This window comes from Nocardia sp. N2S4-5, assembly GCF_044628355.1.
GTDB lineage: Bacteria > Actinomycetota > Actinomycetes > Mycobacteriales > Mycobacteriaceae > Nocardia > Nocardia wallacei_B.
In genome coordinates this window covers 4,278,049-4,301,499 of record NZ_JBIUPM010000001.1, presented here as the reverse complement: position 1 = coordinate 4,301,499, position 23,451 = coordinate 4,278,049, and the positions used below count along the sequence as shown (strand labels likewise).

The 23,451-nt window shown below is 69.1% G+C and carries 25 protein-coding genes and 1 tRNA gene; 17 read left to right on the top strand and 9 right to left on the bottom strand.

Annotated features, from left to right (window positions below):
* Positions 1-18: 18 nt before the first annotated feature.
* Positions 19-1,545, bottom strand: coding sequence for a trehalose-6-phosphate synthase (locus tag ACFMRZ_RS19595; RefSeq protein WP_400182911.1), 1,527 nt, complete (start codon positions 1,543-1,545; stop codon positions 19-21).
* Between the two features lie 84 nt (positions 1,546-1,629).
* Positions 1,630-1,863: a hypothetical protein gene (locus tag ACFMRZ_RS19590; protein ID WP_280271630.1), complete on the bottom strand. Its 234-nt coding sequence runs from the start codon at positions 1,861-1,863 to the stop codon at positions 1,630-1,632.
* A gap of 100 nt (positions 1,864-1,963) precedes the next feature.
* On the opposite strand from ACFMRZ_RS19590, the gene ACFMRZ_RS19585 reads away from it, so the two are divergent.
* The 5 genes from ACFMRZ_RS19585 to ACFMRZ_RS19565 all read left to right on the top strand — a co-directional run bounded on the left by ACFMRZ_RS19585 (position 1,964) and on the right by ACFMRZ_RS19565 (position 5,633).
* Positions 1,964-2,803, top strand: a complete 840-nt coding sequence (locus tag ACFMRZ_RS19585; RefSeq protein WP_400180268.1) for an alpha/beta fold hydrolase — start codon at positions 1,964-1,966, stop codon at positions 2,801-2,803.
* Positions 2,804-2,910: 107 nt separating this feature from the next.
* Complete coding sequence (locus tag ACFMRZ_RS19580; RefSeq protein WP_019931522.1) at positions 2,911-3,153, top strand: MbtH family protein; 243 nt, start codon at positions 2,911-2,913, stop codon at positions 3,151-3,153.
* 117 nt (positions 3,154-3,270) lie between these two features.
* Positions 3,271-3,342 (top strand) — tRNA-Thr (locus tag ACFMRZ_RS19575).
* Positions 3,343-3,430: 88 nt separating this feature from the next.
* Positions 3,431-4,168, top strand: coding sequence for a response regulator transcription factor (locus ACFMRZ_RS19570; RefSeq protein ID WP_400180267.1), 738 nt, complete (start codon positions 3,431-3,433; stop codon positions 4,166-4,168).
* Positions 4,169-4,208: 40 nt separating this feature from the next.
* Entirely contained in the window at positions 4,209-5,633 is a 1,425-nt protein-coding gene (locus tag ACFMRZ_RS19565; protein ID WP_400180266.1) for a sensor histidine kinase, read from the top strand.
* A 1-nt stretch (position 5,634) separates the two neighbouring features.
* Here ACFMRZ_RS19565 and ACFMRZ_RS19560 read toward each other — a convergent pair whose 3' ends face one another.
* Entirely contained in the window at positions 5,635-6,060 is a 426-nt protein-coding gene (locus ACFMRZ_RS19560; protein ID WP_400180265.1) for an HIT family protein, read from the bottom strand.
* Positions 6,061-6,139: 79 nt separating this feature from the next.
* On the opposite strand from ACFMRZ_RS19560, the gene purD reads away from it, so the two are divergent.
* Positions 6,140-7,420, top strand: a complete 1,281-nt coding sequence (gene purD, locus ACFMRZ_RS19555) for a phosphoribosylamine--glycine ligase (RefSeq protein ID WP_400180264.1) — start codon at positions 6,140-6,142, stop codon at positions 7,418-7,420.
* A 65-nt stretch (positions 7,421-7,485) separates the two neighbouring features.
* Here the strand turns inward: purD and ACFMRZ_RS19550 are convergent, their stop codons facing one another.
* Positions 7,486-8,331: a M23 family metallopeptidase gene (locus tag ACFMRZ_RS19550; protein ID WP_400180263.1), complete on the bottom strand. Its 846-nt coding sequence runs from the start codon at positions 8,329-8,331 to the stop codon at positions 7,486-7,488.
* 260 nt (positions 8,332-8,591) lie between these two features.
* On the opposite strand from ACFMRZ_RS19550, the gene ACFMRZ_RS19545 reads away from it, so the two are divergent.
* The 5 genes from ACFMRZ_RS19545 (at position 8,592) to ACFMRZ_RS19525 (ending at position 13,674) form a co-directional block, all read left to right on the top strand.
* A complete protein-coding gene (locus ACFMRZ_RS19545) occupies positions 8,592-9,752 on the top strand; it encodes a pyridoxal phosphate-dependent aminotransferase (RefSeq protein WP_400180262.1) in 1,161 nt (386 codons plus the stop codon).
* A 193-nt stretch (positions 9,753-9,945) separates the two neighbouring features.
* Positions 9,946-10,638: a TetR/AcrR family transcriptional regulator gene (locus ACFMRZ_RS19540; RefSeq protein WP_400180261.1), complete on the top strand. Its 693-nt coding sequence runs from the start codon at positions 9,946-9,948 to the stop codon at positions 10,636-10,638.
* A 47-nt stretch (positions 10,639-10,685) separates the two neighbouring features.
* Positions 10,686-12,107, top strand: a complete 1,422-nt coding sequence (gene purB / locus ACFMRZ_RS19535) for an adenylosuccinate lyase (RefSeq protein ID WP_400180260.1) — start codon at positions 10,686-10,688, stop codon at positions 12,105-12,107.
* A gap of 40 nt (positions 12,108-12,147) precedes the next feature.
* Positions 12,148-12,582: an HIT family protein gene (locus tag ACFMRZ_RS19530; RefSeq protein ID WP_280273649.1), complete on the top strand. Its 435-nt coding sequence runs from the start codon at positions 12,148-12,150 to the stop codon at positions 12,580-12,582.
* A 132-nt stretch (positions 12,583-12,714) separates the two neighbouring features.
* On the top strand, positions 12,715-13,674 hold the full coding sequence (locus tag ACFMRZ_RS19525; protein WP_400180259.1) for an alpha/beta hydrolase: 960 nt from the start codon (positions 12,715-12,717) through the stop codon (positions 13,672-13,674).
* Positions 13,675-13,686: 12 nt separating this feature from the next.
* Here ACFMRZ_RS19525 and ACFMRZ_RS19520 read toward each other — a convergent pair whose 3' ends face one another.
* Entirely contained in the window at positions 13,687-13,911 is a 225-nt protein-coding gene (locus ACFMRZ_RS19520) for a DUF397 domain-containing protein (protein ID WP_280273651.1), read from the bottom strand.
* A gap of 285 nt (positions 13,912-14,196) precedes the next feature.
* Between ACFMRZ_RS19520 and ACFMRZ_RS19515 the strand changes: the two genes are divergently transcribed.
* From ACFMRZ_RS19515 to ACFMRZ_RS19505, 3 genes are all read left to right on the top strand, one after another.
* Positions 14,197-14,409, top strand: a complete 213-nt coding sequence (locus ACFMRZ_RS19515) for a hypothetical protein (RefSeq protein WP_280362752.1) — start codon at positions 14,197-14,199, stop codon at positions 14,407-14,409.
* Positions 14,410-14,465: 56 nt separating this feature from the next.
* The gene (locus tag ACFMRZ_RS19510) at positions 14,466-16,664 is read left to right on the top strand and encodes a S9 family peptidase (RefSeq protein ID WP_400180258.1); all 2,199 of its coding nucleotides are present in this window, start codon (positions 14,466-14,468) and stop codon (positions 16,662-16,664) included.
* A gap of 107 nt (positions 16,665-16,771) precedes the next feature.
* Positions 16,772-17,473, top strand: a complete 702-nt coding sequence (locus ACFMRZ_RS19505) for a DUF2334 domain-containing protein (protein WP_280273653.1) — start codon at positions 16,772-16,774, stop codon at positions 17,471-17,473.
* Between the two features lie 30 nt (positions 17,474-17,503).
* Here ACFMRZ_RS19505 and ACFMRZ_RS19500 read toward each other — a convergent pair whose 3' ends face one another.
* Positions 17,504-18,253, bottom strand: coding sequence for a LysE/ArgO family amino acid transporter (locus tag ACFMRZ_RS19500; protein WP_400180257.1), 750 nt, complete (start codon positions 18,251-18,253; stop codon positions 17,504-17,506).
* 74 nt (positions 18,254-18,327) lie between these two features.
* Here ACFMRZ_RS19500 and ACFMRZ_RS19495 point away from each other — a divergent pair, with 74 nt between their 5' ends.
* Positions 18,328-19,224 (top strand): LysR family transcriptional regulator ArgP, encoded by an 897-nt coding sequence (locus ACFMRZ_RS19495; protein ID WP_400180256.1) that lies wholly within the window; start codon positions 18,328-18,330, stop codon positions 19,222-19,224.
* Positions 19,225-19,229: 5 nt separating this feature from the next.
* Here ACFMRZ_RS19495 and ACFMRZ_RS19490 read toward each other — a convergent pair whose 3' ends face one another.
* On the bottom strand, positions 19,230-20,639 hold the full coding sequence (locus ACFMRZ_RS19490; RefSeq protein ID WP_400180255.1) for a glutamate decarboxylase: 1,410 nt from the start codon (positions 20,637-20,639) through the stop codon (positions 19,230-19,232).
* Positions 20,640-20,710: 71 nt separating this feature from the next.
* Positions 20,711-21,361, bottom strand: coding sequence for an MBL fold metallo-hydrolase (locus ACFMRZ_RS19485; protein WP_400180254.1), 651 nt, complete (start codon positions 21,359-21,361; stop codon positions 20,711-20,713).
* A gap of 95 nt (positions 21,362-21,456) precedes the next feature.
* Here ACFMRZ_RS19485 and purS point away from each other — a divergent pair, with 95 nt between their 5' ends.
* Complete coding sequence (purS, locus tag ACFMRZ_RS19480) at positions 21,457-21,693, top strand: phosphoribosylformylglycinamidine synthase subunit PurS (RefSeq protein WP_280273656.1); 237 nt, start codon at positions 21,457-21,459, stop codon at positions 21,691-21,693.
* A complete protein-coding gene (gene purQ / locus ACFMRZ_RS19475) occupies positions 21,690-22,367 on the top strand; it encodes a phosphoribosylformylglycinamidine synthase subunit PurQ (RefSeq protein ID WP_400180253.1) in 678 nt (225 codons plus the stop codon). Before purS ends, purQ begins: the two co-directional genes overlap by 4 nt.
* 4 nt (positions 22,368-22,371) lie before the next feature.
* Here the strand turns inward: purQ and ACFMRZ_RS19470 are convergent, their stop codons facing one another.
* A complete protein-coding gene (locus ACFMRZ_RS19470; protein ID WP_400180252.1) occupies positions 22,372-23,442 on the bottom strand; it encodes an ABC transporter substrate-binding protein in 1,071 nt (356 codons plus the stop codon).
* Positions 23,443-23,451: the final 9 nt, after the last annotated feature.

Genomic DNA, 23,451 nt, shown 5'->3' with positions numbered 1-23,451 from the left:
CGCAAGGCATTCGGCGGTTCAGCGCCGCGGTTCCTCGTCCACGTCGTCGTCGCTGAGCAGGGCGCTACCGGCCACCCGGTCCTGCGCCAGCGCCTCGAGGAACGCCCGCGCCCAGCGGTCCACGTCGTGGGTGAGCACCTGGCGGCGCATCGCGCGCATGCGGCGGCGCTTGGTGTCGGGCTCATCGTCCAGCGCGGCCGTGATCGCGTCTTCGACGCTGTCGAGATCGTGCGGATTACACAGGTACGCCTGGCGCAATTCCGCTGCGGCGCCGGTGAATTCGCTCAGCACCAGGGCGCCGTTGAGGCCGCTGTGGCTGGCCACGTACTCCTTGGCCACCAGATTCATGCCGTCGCGCAGCGGCGTCACCAGCATGACGTCGGCGGCGACGAAGAACGCGACCAGTTCGTCGCGCGGGATCGGGCGGTGCAGGTAGTGCACGACGGGGAAACCGACCCGGGAGAACTCGCCGTTGATCCGGCCCACCTGGCGCTCGATGTCGCCGCGCATCTGGATGTAGCTCTCGACCCGTTCGCGGCTCGGCGTGGCCAGCTGCACCATCACCGTCTCGGACGGATCGAGCCGGCCCTCGCGCAGCAGCTCCTCCAGCGCCTCGAGCCGGATGTCGATGCCCTTGGTGTAATCGAGCCGGTCGACGCCCAGCAGGATGTTCTTGGGATTGCCCAGCTCGGAACGGATCTGCGCGGCCCGCTCGCGCACCGACCGGCGACGCGACAGCTCGTCGAGTTCGGCGGAGGCGATCGAGATCGGGAACGCGCCCACCCGCACCGTGCGGAAACCCACCTGCACCACACCCATTTTCGAGCGCACGCCGATGGTGCCGCGCGAAGTCGGCTGTCCGGCAAGCCTTCTCGCCAGGTACAGGAAGTTCTGCGCGCCGCCGGGCAGGTGGAATCCGATCAGGTCGGCGCCCAGCAGGCCCTCCACGATCTCGGTGCGCCACGGCAACTGCATGAACAGCTCCACCGGCGGGAACGGGATGTGCAGGAAAAATCCGATGGTCAGGTCCGGCCGCAGCATCCGCAGCATCTTCGGCACCAACTGCAGCTGATAGTCCTGCACCCAGACGGTGGCGCCCTCGGCGGCGACCTTCGCGGTGTGCTCGGCGAACCGACGGTTGACGTTGACATACGTCGTCCACCAGCTGCGCTGGTATTCCGGGCGGACGATCACGTCGTGGTACAGCGGCCACAGCGTGCCGTTGGAGAATCCCTCGTAGTACTCGGCGACCTCGTCGCCCGACAGCGGGACCGGATGCAGTTCCAGGCCGTCCTCGATGATCGGATCGACATCGACGTCGGGCACCCCCGCCCAGCCCACCCAGGCGCCGTTGTTGCTGCGAAGCACCGGCTCCAGCGCGGTCACCAGCCCACCGGGGCTGCGCTTCCAGCGCGTGGAGCCGTCGGGTAGTCGCTCCAGATCCACCGGTAACCGGTTGGCGACGACGACGAAACCGGACCCGGCATCACCACTCTGGAAGTTCGATGGAGTGGGCTCGGCATCCGGTAGAGCGCGCTGTGTCAGATCGGTCTGGGATTCGCTCTGCTGGTCCACTGCTGGATCCTCCGATTGCTCGAGCCCGTGAAGTTGTGTGAGGAGACGCGGCGGTTATTCGCTCCGGTTGCTTGGTCCGATCCCGAGCATCGACAGCAGCATCCGGCATTCGTCCGCGTCGTTGGCATAGGCGGCCACCACGCGCTGGGCCTGCCGTGCGGTTTCGTCGGCGAGCGGCTCCAGATCGTCGTCCGCGATGTCGTTCGCGCCTTTCGCGGCCATCATCGTGTCCTCTCGGCTCGGGGTCGTGTCTCGTTCTGCGATGTCAATGGTATCGGGCGTCCGCATGCGGGCATTCCACACGTGCCGGTGCCGAAACGCTCGGCGTGTGGATACCTATACCGTGGGGAGAGCAGTCTGTACACGCGGAAAGAAGGGTCCCAGCATCATGCCGTTGGCCACGGTGAACGGAATCTCGCTGAACTACCAGGTGAAGGGGGACAAGGCCAAGGGCACCGACACCAAGGGCGCGGCGCCGCTGGTCGTGCTGATCATGGGCACCGGGAGTCCGGGGCGGGTGTGGGAGCTGCATCAGGTGCCGGCGCTGCTGGCGGCCGGATATCGGGTGTGCACCTTCGACAATCGCGGCATCGCCCCGTCCGGCGAGTCCGCGCACGGCATCACCATCGACGACATGGTGCGCGACACCGCGGGCCTGATCGAACTGCTCGACGAGGGCCCCGCACTGGTGGCGGGCACCTCGATGGGCGCGCGGGTGACGCAGGAGCTGGCGCTGGCCCGTCCCGACCTGGTCCGCAAGGCCGTCTACATGGCCGGGCACGGACGCCTGGACCAGTTCCAGAAGACGCTGTCGCTGGGCGAGCACGAACTCGACGCGTCCGGGGTGAAGCTGCCGCCCAAGTACGAGGCCGCGCTCACCGCGGTAATGAACCTGTCGCCCGCCACCATGGCCGACCCGAATTCGGCGCGGGACTGGCTGGATCTGTTCGAATTCACCGGTGGCCCGGTCACTCCCGGCATCCGCGCGCAGCGCCGGATGGACCACGACTTCGACCGTCTCCATGCCTACCGCGGCATCAAGGTGCCGAGCCTGGCCGTGGGCTTCGCCGACGACCGGATGATTCCGGCATACCTCACCCGCGAGGTCGCCGACGTCATCCCCGGCGCGCGCTACCAGGAGATTCCGGACGCCGGGCACTACGGCTACCTGGAACGACCGGAGGCGGTGAACAAGGTTTTGCTCGACTTCTTCGGCGGCTCGAGGTAACTGGCCAACCGTAACGCCGGCCTTGCTAGGGTCGACACAACGCCCGGGGGGATTTTCCGAACCCCGTCAGCGTTCCCGTACACAGCGCACGTATCCAGTGAGGTGAAATGAGCACCAACCCGTTCGACGATGAGGACGGCCGCTTCTTCGTTCTGGTCAACGACGAGGAGCAGCATTCCCTGTGGCCGGCCTTCGCGGAGGTCCCGGCCGGCTGGCGAGTGGTGTTCGGCGAGGACAGCCGCGCTGCCTGCGTCGAATACGTCGAGAAGAATTGGACCGATATGCGGCCCAAGAGCCTGCGTGACGCGATGGCCGCCGATGACGCGGCTCGGCAGGCCGCCCAGTCCTGACCCGCAGTACCCGATAGATACTGCGCAAACGGACAACCGGCTCGGCGGCTGTGCGGCACCCGTGAACGGGCGCCGCACAGCCGCCGCGTCCGGCCGGTTATGATGTCACCGCTTTCCGCCTCCTTAGCTCAGTGGTAGAGCACTCGCCTTGTAAGCGAAAGGTCGTCAGTTCAATCCTGACAGGGGGCTCTGATGTTCGGGCCGCGTGGTCCGGCTCCCAGGAAACTCCCAGCGAAGGCACAGCGTGGTCGGTGGGGTGGGGAGGAGCATGGGCGTTATGAATGGTCAGCCTGCCGAACGGACGCCCGAGGCGCGTGTGCTCGTGGTGGACGACGAACCCATGATCGTCGAGTTGCTCACCGTGAGTCTGCGGTATCAGGGGTTCGAGGTCGCTGCCGCGGGCAATGGCGCCGAGGGGCTGGACCGGGCGCGGGTGTTCCGGCCGGATGCCCTGATCGTGGATGTCATGATGCCGGGCATGGACGGGTTCGGGCTGCTGCGGCGGCTGCGGGCCGACGGGATCGATGCGCCCGTGCTGTTCCTCACCGCTCGTGACGAGGTGGAGGACAAGATCACCGGGCTCACGCTGGGCGCGGACGACTACGTGACCAAGCCGTTCAGCCTGGAGGAAGTGGTGGCGCGGCTGCGGGTCATCCTGCGTCGCTCGGGGCACACGGTCGAGGAGCGCAAATCCTCGCGGCTGCGATTCGAGGACATCGAACTCGACGACGACACCCACGAGGTGTGGAAGGCCGGCGAACCGGTGGCGCTGTCGCCGACCGAATTCACGCTGCTGCGGTATTTCATGGTCAACGCCGGGACCGTGCTCAGCAAGCCGCGCATCCTCGATCACGTGTGGCGCTACGACTTCGGCGGTGAGGTCGGCGTCGTCGAAACCTACGTCTCCTACCTGCGCAAGAAGGTCGATACCGGGCCGGACCGGCTGATTCACACGCTGCGTGGGGTCGGCTATGTGATGCGCGCGCCCAGTCGCAGCAGGTCGTCGGTGAAATGAGCGCGCGGCGGGCCGGTGACGCCGTCGTCGCGGTCGTGCCGTGACGGGCGCGCTGTCGCGGCGGCTGGCGGCGGTGCCGCTGCGCGTGACGCTCGTGCTGGCCCTGGTGTTGCTGGCGGGGCTGGGTTTGCTGGGCTCCGGTATCGCGGTGACCTCGGTGATGCAGCGCATCCTCATCGATCGCGTCGACCGTGAAATCGCCAATGCGGTAGAGGGTTTCGCGCGACCGGGTGCGCCGCAGCCGCCGAACCGGCCGTCCGTGCGACCGGTCCGGACGCTGGAACCGTTCTATGTGCGAGTGCAGGATTCGGCCGGGAACCTCCGGATCTGGATCGATGACGCCGGGTCCGCGCCGGAGATTCCGGACGACCTGGGGCGGCATCCGTGCACGGTGGGTTCGGTCGGCGACCCGGGCGCGCACTGGCGCGCCGCGCGGGTCGCCAATGCCGACGGGACCAGCGTGGTGGCGTTGCCGCTCAACGGAACCGAGAACATCGTCGACCGATTGATCGGTCTCCAGGTGCTGGTGGGTGCGATCGTGCTGGCCGCGCTGGCGGTGGTGGCGCAACTCGTCATCCGGCGCAGCCTGCGGCCGCTGCTCGCGGTCGAGGCGACCGCGGCGGCCATCGCGGGCGGCGACCTGCATCGGCGAGTTCCGGTGCGGCACACCAACACCGAGGTCGATCGGCTGTCGCAGTCGCTGAACGGGATGCTGACCCAGATTCAGCAGGCCTTCGCCGCCACCGAGGCCTCGGAGGAGTCGGCGCGGCGGTCCGAGGCGAAGATGCGGCAGTTCGTCGCCGACGCCAGCCACGAACTGCGCACCCCGCTCACCACCATCAAGGGCTTCGCCGAGCTGTATCGCCAAGGGGCGCTGCCCGATCCGGCGCTGTTCATGGATCGCATCGAGAGTGAATCGAACCGGATGCGGCTGCTGGTGGAGGATCTGCTGATGCTGGCGCGGCTCGATGCGCAGCGGCCGCTGGAACGCCGCCCGGTGGACCTGCTGGCGCTGGCGAGCGACGCCGTGCACAGTGCCCGCGCGGTCGACGCCGTTCGCCGGCCGGAGGGTCCCGCTCGCGAGATAGACCTCGAAATACGTTCCGGTACAGGGACTCTGGAGGTGCACGGGGACGAGGCGCGGTTGCGGCAGGTGCTCTCGAATCTGGTCGACAACGCGCTCGTGCACACTCCGCCGGACGCGGCCGTGACGGTGCGGCTGACGCCCGGGGCCGACGAGGTGGTGCTCGAGGTCGCCGATACCGGGCCGGGCCTGCCGGACGAGCAGGTCGAGCGGCTGTTCGAACGCTTCTACCGCACCGATGCGTCTCGCAGCCGGGACAGCGGCGGGACCGGGCTCGGGCTGTCGATCGTGCAGGCGCTGGTCGCCGCGCACGGCGGCACGGTGGGGGTCACCAGTGCCGTCGGGGCGGGGACCACGTTCACCGTGCGGTTGCCGCGGTGAGTCAGTCGGGCACGTTGGCGCCGTAGCCGAGGTCGCGCAGCGCCTGCTTGATCTTGGTCTGGGCCTCGTCCAGGGATTCCGGGCTCGGGGACGGGTCGGCCTGAGAGATGTCGAAGTCGGCCAGGTCGAAGGCGGGGAACACGTGGACGTGCAGGTGGGGAACCTCGAGTCCGGCGATGAGCAGGCCCGCGCGGGGGGCGTCCCAGGCTGACCGGACCGCTCGGCCGATCTTCTGGGCTATCTCGTTGATCTTCGCGAAGGTGGCTGGGTCGAGGTCTTGCCACTGGTCGATTTCCTTGCGGGGCACGATCAGGGTGTGGCCCTGGGTGACCGGGGCGATGGTGAGGAATGCGACGAACTCGTCGTCTTCCCAGACGAATCTTCCGGGGAGTTCGCCGTCGATGATCCTGCTGAAGACAGAAGCCATGAGGGCGAGTGTATTGGGGGTGTGGTTGCGGGGGTGATACCCGGCGGGGGGTGTGGAGGCTTGACCTAAGCTGTTTCGGGTGCGAGTACTCGTCATCGGTTCCGGAGCCCGTGAACATGCCCTCGTGCTGGCCCTGCGGCGGGATCCGGGGGTGAGCGGCGTTGTCGCCGCACCCGGTAATCCGGGGATGGCGCAGCTGGCGCAGTTGCGTGCGGTCGATCCCTGTAGCGCCGAGGCAGTGGTGGCGCTGGCGACCGAGGTTGCCGCCGATCTGGTGGTGATCGGGCCGGAGGTGCCGCTGGTGCTGGGGATCGCCGATGCGGTGCGGGCGGCGGGGATCGCCTGCTTCGGCCCGTCGGCGGCCGCGGCGCGGATCGAGGGCTCGAAGGCCTTCGCCAAGGATGTGATGGCCGCGGCGGGTGTGCGCACCGCGCACAGCGAGGTGGTCGACCATCCGGGCGAACTCGATGCCGCGCTGGATCAATTCGGGCCGACCTGGGTGGTCAAGGACGACGGGCTCGCCGCCGGCAAGGGCGTGGTGGTGACGACCGACCGGCTCGCCGCCCGCGACCACGGCGCCGAACTGCTCGAGCAGGGGCACCCGGTCCTGCTGGAGTCGTTCCTCGACGGCCCGGAGGTCTCGCTGTTCTGTCTGGTCGACGGCGAGACGGTGGTGCCGCTACTACCCGCGCAGGACCACAAGCGCGTCGGCAACGGCGACACCGGACCCAACACCGGCGGCATGGGCGCCTACACCCCGCTGCCGTGGCTGCCGCCGGAGACGGTCACCGAGATCGTCGACGGCGTCGTGAAACCCGTTGCGGCGGAGATGGTCCGGCGCGGCGTGCCGTTCTCCGGGCTGCTGTACGCGGGGCTCGCGATCGGCCAGGACGGTCCCGCCGTGGTCGAATTCAACTGCCGCTTCGGCGATCCCGAGACACAGGCGGTGCTGGCCCTGCTGGACAGCCCGCTGGGCGCGCTGTTGCACGCCACGGCCACCGGCACCCTCGCCGAGGCGGACGCGCCGCGCTGGCAGGACGGCGCCGCGGTCACCGTGGTGCTGGCGGCCGAGAACTACCCGGGCCGTCCCCGCACCGGCGACGTGATCACCGGCACCGAGGGCGCGGAGCCGAATACCGAAGTGCTGCATGCCGGTACGTCGCTGCGGGCCGACGGCGCCCTGCTCTCCGGCGGCGGCCGGGTACTCAACGTGGTAGCCTCCGGCGCCGACCTCGCCGAGGCGCGCGAACGCGCCTACGCCCGCATCGCGGCAATCAAGTTGCCCGGCAGCCACTACCGCACCGACATCGCCCTCGCCGCCGTCGAAGACCGCATCTCCATTCCCACCGCCCGGGTGTAGACGCCCGCGCCCCCGCCGCTGGGTTGCACCGTCCATGGGCGTGCCAGGGCGAGGCGAGACCCTTCTCAGCCCAGTTGGAGGCCGTGCAGGGCCAGCCAGGGTTGGGGGTCGACGTGTTGGCCGTTGACCAGGATCTCGAAGTGCAGGTGCGGGCCGGTGGAGTCGCCGCGGTTGCCGACTCGGGCGATTTGCTGACCGGTCCGGACACGTTCGCCCACCGAGACGAAGAAGTCGTACATGTGGCCGTAGACCGAGATCGTGCCGTCGTCGTGCCGGATGCGGACCCACAGGCCGAAGCCCTGAGCCGGACCGGCGTCGATCACGGTGCCGTCGGTGATGGCGTAGATCGGCGAGCCGATCGGGGCCGCGATATCGATCCCGGCGTGGAAGGTGCCCCAGCGCTGCCCGAACCCGGAAGTGAACGCGCCGCGCGCGGGAAGCACGAAGCCGCCGATTCCGGGCAGGATCCCACCGGGTACGGGTGTGACCGTGCCGCCCAGCCAGGGCGCGGGTTGACCCGAAACGGCCGCTGCCGCTTCGGCTTTCGCACGCTCCAGGGTGGCGCGCGCGGCCGCGGCCACCACCTGCGACTCCCGGATGTGCTCGCCGTTGTTGATGGCGTTCAGGTACCGCTTGCTGGACTCCGGGGCCGCCCGCACCTGCAGCGGGTACGCGACCGCGATCCGCTGTTCGCGGCCCGGCGCCGGTTCGGCGATCACCGGCCGCGGCCCGGTGGCATCGGCCGCGGCGAACAACGCCACCACGACCACTCCGGCCACCAGGACCCGATGCCGCAGCAGCCAGGCCCGCAGCCGGGTCCACGATGCGTTCGCGTAGGCCTTCCAGTCGCGTCGCAGGAAGCCGCGCCAATCGAACCCCGCGAGCGCCGTCCAGCCCCGCCGGGCCGACACGCGCGCCCGTCCGGCCGACGTGCGCACCTGCGCTGCCGCCGTGCGGATCCGCCGCCGCCGCGCCGCCCGTTCTCGTCGCAGCGTCGATCGCCAGTCCGGGCGGAGAACCGACCCACCCCCTGGTAAAACCTTTGCGCGGCGTGCCTGGTCAGGCATTCTGCCGACGATAACAGGGCGATCATCCGAGTCGCAGTCCGCAAGGCGGGAGTTCAGGTTCGTCTCAGGAACATCGCGAATCCGCCGTGCTCTACCGTCGTCTGGTGCGCAGTGAATCCCGCCGGTCGACCGTTCCGCCCTTCTACGTCATGGATGTCTGGAAGGCGGCCGCCGAGCGCGCCCGCACCCACGGCGACGTGCTGGTGCTGGCCGCCGGGCAGCCGTCGACCCCCGCGCCCGCGCCCGTGCTGCGGGCGACGAAGGCCGCGCTGGACCGGGAACTGCTGGGCTACACCGAGACCTTCGGCGTGCTCCCGCTGCGCGAGGCGATCGCCGGGTATCACAGCCGCACCTACGGTGTCTCGGTCGATCCGGACGACGTCGTGGTCACGACGGGTTCGTCGGGCGCGTTCACGCTGATCTTCCTGGCGGCCTTCGACATCGGCGACACCGTGGTGGTCGCCCGCCCCGGCTATCCGGCCTACCGGAACACGCTCGCCGCCCTGGGGTGCCGGGTGATCGAACTGGACTGCGGTCCGCAGACTCGTTTCCAGCCGACCGTCGCGATGCTCGAGGCGCTGCCGGAGCCGCCGGCGGGGCTGATCGTGGCGAGTCCGGCCAACCCGACGGGCACCATGATCGACCCGGAGGAACTGGCCGCCCTGGCCCGCTGGTGCGATGCGCACGGCACGCTGCTGATCTCCGACGAGATCTATCACGGCATCGTCTACGCGAATACCGAACCGACCACCTCGGCATGGGAGACCTCGCGGGAGGCCGTGGTGGTCGGCTCGGTGTCCAAGTACTTCTCGATGACGGGCTGGCGCCTGGGCTGGATGCTGGTGCCGGCGGGCCTGCGCCCGGCGTTGCAGCGGCTGGCGTCCAACATGACCGTCTGCCCGCCGGCGATCTCGCAGTACGCGGCGGTACACGCGTTCGGGCCGGAGGCCGCGGCCGAACTGGACGGTCACGTCCGCCGGTACGCCGACAATCGCGCGCTGCTACTGGCGGGCCTGCCCGAACTGGGCATCACCGAACTCGCCCCGGCCGACGGCGCGTTCTACGCCTACGCCGATATCGCCCATCTGACCGACGATTCCACGCGCTGGTGCGCGGATCTGCTGGCGCACACCGGAGTAGCGCTCGCGCCGGGCGTCGATTTCGACACCGCCAACGGAAACCACACGGTTCGTTTCTCCTTCGCGGGCGCTACCGCCGACATCGAAGAGGCGCTGGTCCGCCTCCGGCGATACCTGGACACGTGAACAGATCGCCCGTCTGAACAGCATTGACGCGCTAAGACTTTTCGTTCCGGCCCACCCTGGACGCCCGGATGCGGTAGAAAAGCGGTGGTTGTTTTTTCAACACCGCGGGCGCATTTGCCCACACGAACCTGAATTGTCGTAGATCGCACCGATTTAGCACGGATGAGCTGATGATGACTGGCACGATGACACGGTGATCACCGCGACGACACCGAAAGGCGAACGGCGTCGCCAAGCACTGGTCGCGGCTGCCGCCGAGTTGCTGCTCGAGGGCGGGTTCGATGCGGTGCGCCACCGTTCGGTGGCCACCCGCGCGGACCTACCGCTGGCGTCGACGACCTACTACTTCGAGTCGCTGGAGGATTTGATCGCGCGCGCGGTCGAATTCAGCGGCAACGCCGAACTGGACGCGATGCGCCGCCGCGTCGGCGAAGTGACCCATCGCCGCCGCGGCGCCGACGCGACCGTCGATCTGATCCTGGATCTCCTGGTGGGCGTGGACGGGCACAACGAATTCGAGCGCGGCCAGCTCATCGCGCGCTACGAACGATCGGTGGCCTCCGCCCGCCACCCGGAGTTACGGGACGTGCAGCTACGACTACGCGCTCAACTCGAGGAGCTGCTGGCCGATGTGCTGCGCCGGTCCGATCGGGTGGTGCGGATCGAGCAGTTGCGGCGGCTGGTCGCGGTGGTCGACGGCGCGGTGGTGGCGGCGCTGGCCGAACTGGATCCGCAGCCGCGCCGGGTGGCCCGCGCGGCCCTGCTCGAATTGATCAATGTGATCGCGCCGCCGACCTCGCAGCACCTCGCCGCCCCGCATTCCGCCGCGCCCCATCCGCCGCCGCACGCACCGCCGCATCCGCTGTCCCAGCACACGACCGCCTGAACCACAGCGGCGGCAACCCGCCGGTCACCGAACATTAGACTGGCGCCGTGAGTCTTGTCCCGAACGTCCTCGCCACCCGGTACGCCAGCCCCGAACTGGTCCAGCTGTGGTCGCCCGAGCACAAGATCGTGCTCGAGCGCCGGCTGTGGCTGGAGGTCCTGCGGGCGCAGACCGACCTCGGCGTGGACGTGCCGCCCGGGGTGGTGGACGACTACGAGCGCGTGATCGGCCAGGTCGATCTGGCGTCGATCGCCGAGCGGGAGCGGGTGACCCGGCACGACGTGAAGGCGCGCATCGAGGAGTTCAACGCGCTCGCCGGGCACGAGCACATCCACAAGGGCATGACCAGCCGCGATCTCACCGAGAACGTGGAGCAGTTGCAGATCCGGCTGTCGCTCGAGCACGTGTACCGGCACGGTGTCGCGGTGGCGGCCCGGCTGGCCGAGCGGGCCGCCGAGTACCAGACGCTGGTGATGGCGGGGCGCTCGCACAATGTCGCCGCGCAGGCCACCACGCTGGGCAAGCGTTTCGCCAGTGCCGCCGACGAACTGCTGATCGGGCTGACCCGGCTGCGCGAGCTGATCGACCGGTACCCGCTGCGCGGCATCAAGGGCCCGATGGGCACCGCGCAGGACATGCTGGACCTGCTCGGCGGCGATTCGGCAAAACTCGCGCAACTCGAGCAGAAGGTGGCGCGGCACCTGGGTTTCGCGACGGTGCTCACCAGCGTCGGGCAGGTCTATCCGCGCTCGCTGGACCACGACGTGCTCTCCGCGCTGGTCCAATTGGGCGCGGGCCCTTCGTCTTTCGCGCACACCGTGCGCCTGATGGCCGGGCACGAACTGGTCACCGAGGGCTTCCAGCCCGGCCAGGTGGGCTCGTCGGCGATGCCGCACAAGATGAACACGCGCTCGTGCGAGCGGGTCAACGGCCTGCAGGTGGTGTTGCGCGGATACGCGTCGATGGCCGCGGAACTCGCGGGCGCGCAATGGAACGAGGGCGACGTGTTCTGCTCGGTGGTGCGCCGCGTCGCGCTGCCGGACGCCTTCTTCGCCGTCGACGGCATGATCGAGACCTTCCTGACGGTGCTCACCGAATTCGGCGCCTACCCGGCCGTGCTCGAGCGCGAACTGAACCGCTACCTGCCCTTCCTGGCCACCACGCGGATCCTGATGGCGGCCGTGCGCGCGGGCGTCGGGCGGGAGACGGCGCACGAGGTCATCAAGGAGCACGCCGTCGCGGTCGCGCTGGCGATGCGTGAGCAGGGGCGCGAACCCGATCTGCTGGACCGGCTCGCCGCCGACGACCGGATGCCGCTGGACCGCTCCGCCCTCGACGAGGCGCTGTCGGACAAGTCGGCCTTCATCGGCGCGGCCGAATCTCAGGTGGCCGATGTCGTCGCGCAGGTGCAGAAGTTGGTCGACGCAGACCCGGAGGCGGCGCGCTACACCCCGTCTCCCATTCTGTAGCCTGCCCGCCGGTGGCGGCGGAGACGTAGGCTGATCGCCCATGGACCCGTATACGATCTTCGCCGATATCGTCGCCGGCCGCGCCCCCGCGTCCACGGTGTACGAGGACGACGATGTGTTGGCGTTCATGGACATTCGGCCGATGACCCCGGGGCATCTGCTCGTGATCCCCAAGGTTCCGGCGCGCGATCTCGCCGAACTGGATCCGGAGATGGGCGGCAAGCTGTTCCGGGTGGGTCAGCGGCTGGCGGCGGCGCTGCGCGCGTCGGAGGTGGGATGCGACGGGGTGAACTTCTTTCTCGCCGACGGAGTGACGGCGGGGCAGGAGGTGTTCCATGTGCACCTGCACGTCATACCGCGCACCCCCGGTGACGGATTCGGGTTGCGCGGCCGCCCGACGAGTCCGGCCCGCGCCGATCTGGACTATCTGGCGGGATCCATCCGCGGGGCGTTGGAGCGTTCGGTTCCGGAGTGATCCGGCCGCGCCGCGGTCGGCGCGACGTACTCTGTGGTTTGCTGGAGAAACGCCAGCGAGCTGCTGCGACCGGGTTTTTCGGGTCGTGCGTTACTTTTGTTGGCACTTGTGGTGGGCTGATGGAGGTGCGAAATGCGGCGTAAGGCCGTTGCTGCTGTTGTGCTCGCTATTGTCGCCGGTGCGTTCGGGCCGTGGGCCGGGCCGCCGCCACGGGCGTCCGCGGCGCGGGTCGTCGGCATCGATGACCTGAGTCCGACCAGGTCGGCGGTGTTCGTCGAGTCGGCCGCCATGGGCCGCGTCATTCAGGTACAGGTGCTGCATCCGGCGGGCGGCGGTGCGCGCCCGTCCTATTACCTGCTCGACGGCTTGGATCCGGGTGAGCGGCAGAGTACCTGGACCAATGCCACCGACGCGGAGCCGTTCTTCGCGGGCAAGAACGTCAACGTGGTGCTGCCGATGGGTGGTCAGGCCAGCTACTACACCGACTGGCAGAACGACGACCCGCGGTTCGGCCGCTACCGGTGGGAGACCTTCCTGACCCGGGAACTGCCCCCGATCATCGACGCCAACTTCTCCGGCGACGGGACGAACGCCATCGGCGGGCTGTCGATGGGCGGCATCGCGGCCTTCGTCCTGGCGGTGCGCAATCCGGGGCTGTATCGCGCGATCGCCGGTTACAGCGCCTGCCCGGACCTGGGCCTGGCGCAGGGCCCGATCCTGTTCTCCATCGCCAATCGCGGCGGAAGTCCCGGCAATATGTGGGGCGCCCCGGGCAGCCCCGAATGGGGTGCGCACGATCCGGCGCTGCTGGCGGATCGCTTGCGCGGCACCACCATCTACCTGTCCACCGGTACCGGAATCCCCGGACCGCACGAGGCCGAGATCAAACCGCAGCTGCCCGAGAACCTCTTCTTCGGCGGCCCGATCGAGGCCGGTGTCGACGGGTGCGTGACCGTGTTCGAACGGCGGCTGCAAGGGCTGGGGATTCCGGCCCGCATCGATCGCAGCCCGGTGGGCACGCACTCGTGGTCGTACTGGCAGGACACGCTGCACGCCTCGTGGCCGACCATCGCTTCCGCCATCGGGGCGTGAGGCGGCCGCGAATCAGGACTGCGGGACGGAACCCGGACGGTTGAATTCGCCGTCCTTGGCCCCGGCGACGAAGGCCTTCCACTCGCCGGGGGTGAAGATCAGGGTCGGGCCGTCGGGGTTCTTCGCATCCCGCAGGGCGATGTTCCCACTGGCCAGGAAGGCCACCTCGACGCCGCCCGACTCGCTGCTGCGGTGCCACACGGCGTCGGGCTCGATCTCGCGATTCTTCGCTTCCACATCTGCTCCTGTGCGGGTCCGAATCCAGCGGATGACGCCGTCCGGAGCGGTCCGGGCGACGCCGACGTAGACAGTAGCCGGTCCGCCCGAAGCGGCGGCGCGAATGGTGGTCCGGCATTTTCCGGAGCGGATTTCCCCGTCCCGCGGGGGTGACATTCTCGTGGTTTACCCCGCAACCGAATCGGAAACCCCGCTGATTGTGGCGGATATACGGCGTCGACCAGTCGGCGTAGTCGAAAATGTGCGCCGCGCCACACCCCAGGCACGACAAGGATGGAGCACCGCATGGCACCCGTCTTCGACAGTTGCGCGGTGGTGCCCCGGCACCTCACCGTCGAGCAGGCTCACAACATCTTGCACATCCACAGCAGCTGTCCCACCGATCAATGCCCGCGTCGCAAAGCCGCGCTGTACTTTCTGATGGATTCGCGGCGCACGGCCCGGGACAACCCGCGTGACCTGCGTCGACCGCTACCGCGCTCGACAGGGCTGGGTTAACCCGCCGGTTCGGGGTTGGCGACGGGTTCACCGCGCCGCGCACTACGGTGGAGCGCATGGCTCTCGACAGTGGCACCGGAACGACCCCGACCGCCGGCGACGCAGCGTCCGCCGGAACACCGTCGCCGCTCGATGGCGCGACGCCGCCGATCGCCGAACGGGTGCCGACCGAACGGGTCCACCACGGCGACACCTTCGTAGACGACTACGAATGGCTGCGCGACAAGGAGAACCCGGAGGTCATCTCCTACCTGGAGGCCGAGAACGCCTACACCGAAGCGCAGACCGCACACCTGCGGCCGTTGCGGGACAAGATCTTCGACGAGATCAAGGCGCGCACGCAGGAGACCGACCTCTCCGTCCCGGCCCGGATGGGCGATTTCTGGTACTACTCGCGCAGCTTCGAGGGCAAGCAGTACGGGGTGCACTGCCGCTGCCCGGTCGCCGATCCGGACGACTGGACGCCGCCGCAGCTCGAGGCCGACACCGAGATACCCGGCGAGCAGATCCTGCTGGACAGCAACGCGCTCGCCGCGGACCACGAGTTCTTCGCGCTGGGCGCGTTCTCGGTCAGCCACGACGGCACGCTGCTGGCCTACTCGATGGACACAGTCGGTGACGAGCGATACGTGCTGCGGTTCAAGGACCTGGGCACCGGCGAGCTGCTGGGTGACGAGATCCCGGGCACCGCGCCCGGCGCGACCTGGTCGCTGGACGGCACGCACGTCTTCTATCAGACCGTCGACGAGTCGTGGCGGCCCGACACCGTGTGGCGGCACCGCCTCGGCACCTCGACGGACGCGGACGTCAAGGTCTTCCACGAACCGGACGAGCGCTACTGGGTGAGCATCGGCGCCACCCGCTCCGAGAAGTATCTGATGATCTGGGTGGGTTCGAAGATCACCACAGAGGGCTGGGTGCTCGAATCCGATGATCCCGAAGGCGAATTCCGGGTGCTGCTGCCCCGGCGCGAGGGGGTCGAGTACTCCGCCGAGCACGCGGTGATCGGGGGGCGGGACCGGTTCCTGGTGCTGCACAACGACATCGTGGACGGGGTGAAGGCGGAGAACTTCGTGCTCGCCGAGGCACCCGTCGACGACCCGGCCGACCTGACGATCCTCATCCCGCACCGCGACGACGTGCGACTCGAGGACATCGACTGCTTCGCCGCCCATCTGGTGCTGTCGTACCGGCGCGAGGCGCTGTCGCGGGTCGCGGTGTGGCCGTTGACGTCCGAGGGCTATGGCGAACTGCGTGAGCTGGACTTCGGGCTGGAACTGTTCGCCGCCGGTGTCGGCTCCAACCCGGAATGGGAGCAGCCGACGCTGCGGCTCGGGCTGACCTCGTTCATCACCCCGGTGCAGGTCTTCGACTACGTGCCCGCCACCGGCGAGCTGACCCTGCGCAAGGAGCAGGCGGTGCTGGGCGGCTACGACCCGAACGACTATGAGCAGCACCGGGATTGGGCGGTGGCCGCGGACGGGACCCGGATCCCGATCTCGCTGGTGCGCCGCAAGGACCTCGTCGGCGCGGACCCGAAGCCGTTGCTGCTCTACGGTTACGGCTCCTACGAGGCCAGCATCGACCCGGCGTTCTCGGTGTCGCGGCTGTCGCTGCTGGACCGCGGCATGGTGTTCGCGGTGGCGCACGTGCGCGGCGGCGGCGAGATGGGGCGGCTGTGGTACGAGCACGGCAAGACGCTCACCAAGCGCAACACCTTCACCGACTTCGTCTCCTGCGCAAAGCATCTCGTCGAGACCGGGGTCACCGCGCCCGACCGGATGATCGCCGACGGCGGCAGTGCGGGCGGCCTGCTGGTGGGCGCGGTCGCCAACCTGGCGCCCGAACTGTTCACCGGCATCCTCGCCAACGTGCCGTTCGTGGATCCGCTCACCTCGATCCTGGATCCCTCGCTGCCGCTGACCGTCATCGAATGGGACGAGTGGGGAAATCCGTTGGCGGACAAGCAGGTCTACGAGTACATGAAGTCCTACTCGCCGTACGAGAACGTCGAGGCCAAGGAGTATCCGGCGATCCTGGCGATCACCAGCATCAACGACACCCGGGTGCTGTACGTGGAACCGGCCAAGTGGGTGGCGAAACTGCGTGCCACCAAGACCGGCGACGCGCCCCTGCTGCTGAAGACCGAGATGAGCGCCGGGCACGGCGGCGTCAGCGGGCGCTACGAGAAGTGGAAGGAAGTGGCGTTCGAATACGCCTGGGTGCTGGACACGGTCGGCCTGGCGGACGCCTGATTCGGTAGCGCGAATTCGTCGGCGCGTCACCCGCGCAGCACGGTGCGGACACCTGGCCCACGCAGAGTGGGTGTGGTTGGCAGCACCGAAAGGGGGTACGCGCCACTATGCGTGCACAATTGCTGGTCTCGGTGTCGGGTATTCGGGACACCACCAGGGAAACGGCCATGGCCTTCGCGGCCGAGATGGATCGGCGCGAGGTCCCGCTGTCACTGCTGGTCGCACCGCGACTGAAGAACAAGTACCGGCTCGCCGACGACGCGCGCACGCACGAGTGGCTGCGCGCGCGCCGCGCGGCGGGCGACGCGATCGTCCTGCACGGCTACGACCAGGCCGCCACCAAACGCCGGCGGGCCGAGTTCGCGACGCTGCCCAAACACGAAGCGCGACTGCGGTTGACGGCCGCCGATCGTGTTCTCGAGGGTGTCGGCCTGCGGACCCGGCTGTTCGCGGCCCCGCGCTGGAACTCCTCGGAGGGCGCGCTGGCCGCACTGCCCGACGTGGGTTTCCGGCTGGCCCTCGGGCTCACCGCCCTGCACGACCTGGAACGCGGTGTGACGCAACGGGCTTGGGTGCACGGCATCGGCGAGGGTTTCCGTGCCGAACCGTGGTGGTGCCACGCCCTGGTGATGAGTGCCGCGCGTACCGCCCGCCGCGGCGGCATCCTTCGGCTCGCCGTCTCGGCCACCCAGCTCGATCGCTCCGGCCCGCGCCAGGCAGTGCTCGATGCGATAGATCTCGCGCTGTTCCACGAGGCTGTCCCCGACACCTACCGCTGGGAGCCGCAGGCCCCCGCGCGCGCCGCCTGAGTCTCGCTGGGCGACAGCGCTTTTCGTACCTCATCGGACGAGCAGGCCTACTCCGAGGGCGAGCATGATGAGCGCGATGACGGAGTCCAGCACGCGCCACGCGGCGGGGCGGGCGAACACCGGGGCGAGTAGGCGGCTGCCGTACCCGAGGGTGATGAACCACATGACACTGGCGATCATCGCCCCCGCCGCGAATGCCCAGCGGTCCCGGCCGTAGGTGTTGCCGAACGAGCCCATCAGGATCACGGTGTCCAGGTAGACGTGAGGATTGAGCCAAGTCAGCGCCAGGCAGGTGAGGACGGCGCGGACGAGGGTCGACCGGCCATCGGTGTTGTGCGGGTGCGTCAGCACGACCGATGCGGAGAGGGTGGGAGCGGGCGCGGTGGCGACATCCACAGTGCCGATCGTGTTGCCCATGCTCGCGGTGTCGACCGATGCCGCGGCGTCGGATGGGCTCGGCGGGACTCGAGGGTCGGGGGCGGTGCGGAGGGAGCCGGGGGACAGGGCCCGCCGGACCGCGATGGCGGCATAGCCGAGGAGGAAGGCACCGCCGACATAGTGGACCACTTCCATGAGGACGGGTGTCCTGGTCAGGAAGGCGCCCGCGCCGCCGATGCCCGCCGATATCAGGACGACGTCGGAGAGTGTGCAGACCGCGATGACGGCGAGGATGTGCCCGCCGCGGATGCCTTGGCGCAGGACGAACGCGTTCTGCGCGCCGATCGCCACGATCAGCGACAGCCCGAAGCCCAGACCCGGTAGCACGGCGGAGACACTCACACCCGTCGACGCTAGGGATATTTACGGTAATCAGACAAGCTGAAGTTTTTCACCCATCATTAGAATTTCTTCATATGGATCTGCAACTCGACCAGCTCCGCGCCCTCGATGCCGCGGTCGCCGAGGGCACACTGGAGGCCGCCGCCCGCCGGCTCCGCGTGACTCCCTCGGCGGTGAGCCAGCGCATCAAGGCCCTGGAGGGCACGGTCGGCCGGACCCTGCTCCAGCGTTCGAAACCGGTGTGCCCCACCGAATCCGGTCTGGCGGTGTTGCGCCTCGCCCGCCAGATCGAACTGCTCGCCGGCGACACCGCCCGTGAATTGGGCGCCACCGCAAGCGAATCGGTCGACAGCGACGGCCGCGTCCGGATTCCCGTGGCGATCAACGCGGATTCACTGGAGACCTGGGTGATGCCCGCGCTGGGCCGCGCGCCGGCCGGGGTCTGCTTCGAAATCCACCGTGAGGACGAGGAACACACCACCCGGCTGCTGCGCGACGGCACCGTCATGGCGGCGATCACCGCGACCGCGCAGCCCGTGCAGGGGTGCCGGGCGGAGCGGCTCGGCGCGATGCGCTACCGCCCGATGGCCACCCCGGAGTTCGCCCGCACCTGGTTCCCCGACGGTCCCACCGCCCGCGCCTTCGCCGCTGCCCCGGTCGTCCTGTTCGACCGCAAGGACGACCTCCAGGACAGGCTGATGCGCCGCCGCGCCCGCCGCCCCCTCGACCCGCCCCGCCACTACATCCCCTCGTCGACCGGCTTCGCCGAGGCCGTCCGTCTGGGCCTCGGCTGGGGCATGCTGCCCGACGTACAAACCACCCGCGACCGGAGGTCCGGCCACCTGCTTCCCCTCGCCCCCGACCTGCACATCGACGTCCCTCTCTACTGGCAGCAGTGGCGCTTGCACTCCCCGACCCTCACCACCATCGCCACCCTCGTCGCCGCCGCGGCCACCGAATCTCTCCGCTGACCCGGCTACCTGCGGAGGGCCCAGCGCAGGGCCGCGGTGCTCACTTCGGGGGTGGCGCTGTGAGTGAAGCCGCCGGCTTCCGCGCGGCCGAGGGGGACCGTGGGCGGATGGGTGGTGAGTTGGGTGAGGGCTCGTCGGATGTCGGTCAGGAGGAGGTCGGCCATGTCGTGACTGAAACCGTGGCGGACCAGGGCGCGCATGATGGTCTCGTCCTCGCGGTCGGCGGGGAGCGGGTAGGCGGCGACCAGCCAGCCGCGGGTGCGCAGTCGGTCGGAGAGGTCGTAGAGGTTGAACGGCTGGTCGTCCGGCAGTTTCCACGACACCGCCGCGATTCCCCGCAGCGGGTCGCCGTCGTGAATCATCTCGAACGGTCCCATTTTCTCGATGCCCGCCGCCAGGTGTCGCGCCACCGAGTGCGTCGCCGATTGCACGCGGGTATAACCGACTCGTCCGAGCCGGATGAATTCGTAGTAGGACGTGACGACCTGCCCGCCGGGGCGGGAGAAATTGAGGTTGAAGGTGGCCATGTTGCCGCCCAGGTAATCGACGTCGAAGACCAGTTCCTCCGGCAGGTCCGCGGCCGTGCGCCAGATCGCCCACCCGGCGCCGAGCGGGGCCAGGCCGGTCTTGTGCCCGGAGGCGTTGATCGACTTCACCCGCGGTAATCGGAAGTCCCACACCAGTTCCGGTGCGGTGAAGGGGGCGAGGAATCCGCCGCTGGCGGCGTCGACATGGATCGGAATGTCCAGGCCGGTCCGCGCCTGTAGATCGTCGAGCGCCTGGTTGATCCCCGCGACGTCCTCGAAGAGGCCGGTGAAGGTTTGCCCGAATGTCGGCACGACCATGATGGTGTTCTCGTCGCAATGGGCGGCGATGTCGTCCGGGTGCAGTGTCAGCCGGTCGCCGCGCAGCGGTACCTGCCGGATATCGACGTCGAAATACCGCGCGAACTTTTCCCACACCACCTGCACCGGCCCGCACACGAAATTCGGAATGCCCTTCCCGCCGCGTGCGCGCCAGCGGAACTTGGCCGCCAGCCCGCCGAGCATGGCGGCCTCGCTGGAGCCGGTGGTGGACGTGCCCCGCGTGGTGGCCGGGTCGGGCGCGTGCCACAGGTCGGCAAGCATTCGCACGCAGCGTCTTTCCAACTCGGCGGTCTGCGGATACTCGTCCTTGTCCACGATGTTCTTGTCGATCGACTCGTCCATCAGGCGCCGGGCCCGGTCGTCGACCCAGGTGGTGCAGAAGGTCGCCAGGTTCATCCGGGCGACGCCGTCGAGCAGCAGTTCGTCGTGGACTATCTGATAGGCGGCTTCCGCGAACATCTCGCTATCGGGAAACGTGTTCTTCGGCGCCCCGGCCTCGAGTGCGGGTTGCGCGAACAGGTCGTCGGGTGCGGTGGAATCGTCGGGCATATCGCCTCCTGGCGCTGGTGTAGACCAGTTGCCGTGCGTTCGCCAGCATGGCACAGGGGCGGGTCTGTCCGCTAGACGGTGAAGTCGGCGTGATCCTCCGCCTGGATCACCGTGAATTCGGTATCGGCCGGGCGCATTTCGGACAGCCGCCCGAAGTAGATGCCCTGCGCGTCCGGCGTGATGATCCCGTAGTGGACGGGGAAGGCGACCCGCGGACCGACCGCGCGCAGGTAGTCGACGGCCTCGCTGATCTTCATCCACGGCGCGACCGCCGGTGTGGCCAGCACGCCGACCCGCACCGGCGGCACCCACAGCGAATCGCCCGGATGCACGAACTGCGCCGGATCGTCGGCGGTGCCGAGCTGGAAAACGGTGTTGTCGATGACCGGAAGCTCGGGGTGGATCACCGCGTGCCGTCCCCCGCCGCCGGTGATCCGGAGATCCCCGAGAGCCAGTTGCCGCCCGGCGGGCACCGCCTCCCAGGGCTCGCCGCGCGATTGCGCGGTCTGTGGATCGCTGAGCAGCCGGGCGCCGGGGTTCTGCTCGATCAGCGCCTCGATCCGGTTCGGGTCGATGTGATCGGGATGCTGGTGGGTGATCGCGATCGCGTCGAGCCCGGTGATGCCCTCGAACCCGTGTGAGAACGTGCCCGGATCGAAGAGCACCTTCGCGCCGTTCAGCTCGACCAGAACGCAGGAGTGACCGAAGTGGGCTATGCGCATGTGTTCACCGTAACTCCGCGCGCCCCGGCGAGCCGGGCGCGCACCGCCCCGATTAGGCTGTTCAAGTAATCCCCCAGCAGCGTGAGGAGCAGCGCGTGGCACGTGTCGTGGTCGAGGTGATGCCGAAGGCCGAGATCCTGGATCCGCAGGGTCAGGCCATCGTCGGTGCGCTCGGACGCCTGGGTTTTCCCGGTGTCTCGGATGTGCGGCAGGGCAAGCGATTCGAACTCGACGTGGACGACAGCGTGGGCGACGCCGAGCTGGCGAAGATCGCCGAGGGGCTGCTGGCGAACACCGTGATCGAGGACTGGAAGGTGGTTCGGCTGCCATGAGTGCGCGGATCGGGGTCATCACGTTCCCGGGCACCCTGGACGATGTCGACGCCGCGCGTGCCGTGCGGCTGGCGGGCGCCGAGGCCGTGAGCCTCTGGCATGCCGACGCGGATCTCAAGGGTGTCGACGCGGTCGTCGTCCCCGGCGGCTTCTCCTACGGCGACTACCTGCGCGCCGGCGCCATCGCGCGCTTCGCGCCGGTGATGGGCGAGGTGGTCGAGGCGGCCGGTCGCGGTCTGCCGGTGCTCGGCATCTGCAACGGCTTCCAGGTGCTGTGCGAGGCCGGTCTGCTGCCCGGCGCGCTGACCCGCAACGAGGGCCTGCACTTCGTCTGCCGCGACGAGTGGCTGCGGGTGGAGCGCACCGACACCGCCTGGACCTCCCGCTACGAGCCGGGCGCGCAGATCCTCGTCCCGGTCAAGAACGCCGAGGGCCGCTACCAGGCCGCCCAGCCGGTGCTCGATGAACTGGAGGGCGAGGGCCGCGTGGTCTTCCGCTACGCCGGTGACAACCCGAACGGCTCGCAGCGCGATATCGCGGGCATCTCCTCCGCCGACGGCCGCATCGTCGGCCTGATGCCGCACCCGGAGCACGCCACCGAACCCCTGACCGGCCCGAGCGACGACGGGCTGGGCATCTTCCTGTCGGTCATCGACTCGCTGGTCTCGGCCTAGCCGCTCAGACCCGCAGCAGCACCTCGAATTCGGTGCCGTTGGCCCGGAAGATCCGGACCGGTTGCTGCAACTGGTCGCCGCGCAGCGTGAACTCCCCGGCGGCGTGCTCGAACACCATGCCGCTGTCGACCCTGGTGTGAATGCGTTCCACCTCGCTGGATCCGACCGTGGCGAGCATCGCGCGCAACGTGTGCAGGGATTGGTAGATGCAGGTGGCGAAGCGGCTGAACGAGGGCGCGAAACTGCCGTGCAGCCGCCGGTAGCGTGCGATTCGTTCCTGATCGGGCCGCAGGCGCGGATCGGGGATCACGCTGGAGGGCACATAGAAGTTGTCGTTGGCCGCCGGGCCACCCGCGGCCAGTAGGTTCTCGTCGGCGGTCGGGCCCGTCCGGAACTGCCGGTCCGCGCGGCCGCCGGCGGCGAAGGCGCGGTTGAAGCGGGCCGCGTCGCCGCCGACCAGCAGCACGATCACTCCGTCGGCTCGGTCCAGGCGCGGATCGGTCAGGGCCTCGTCGTAGCTCGCGCACCCCTGCGGGAAGACGAAATCGGCCACGATCGTGTGCGGCCGGTCGAGCATCCGGTGCAGCGCCGGGATCATCCGCCGGGACCAGATGTAGTCACTGGCCACGACGGCCCAGCGATGCGCCCCGAATTCCCGGTACAGCCAGTTCAGCGCCTCCACGGTCTGCGCGCCCGGATTCTCACCGATCATGAATACCCCACGGCGGGAACCGAATTGGCCGTCGTCGCCGATCCCGAACAGCGCGGGCACCCGGCCGTCCACGGCGTGCACGACACCGGCGCGGACATCGGGCATGGGGATTCCGGTGACCGCCCCGACCAGGCCGGTGGCGAGGAACGCCGCGACCTCGCGGGCGATCTCGCCCGGGGAGTTGCCGCCGTCGACGGTCGTGATGCGCACCTCGCGGCCGAGAACCCCACCGGCGCTGTTGATCTCGGCCTCGGCGAGCCCGGCGGCGGCCTCGCAGGACGGGCCGATTATCCCGCCCGAACCGCGTAGCGGTACGACATTGAGGATCTCGAAGGTGTCGGAGTCCTCCACCGGCGTGCCCATATCGAGAGT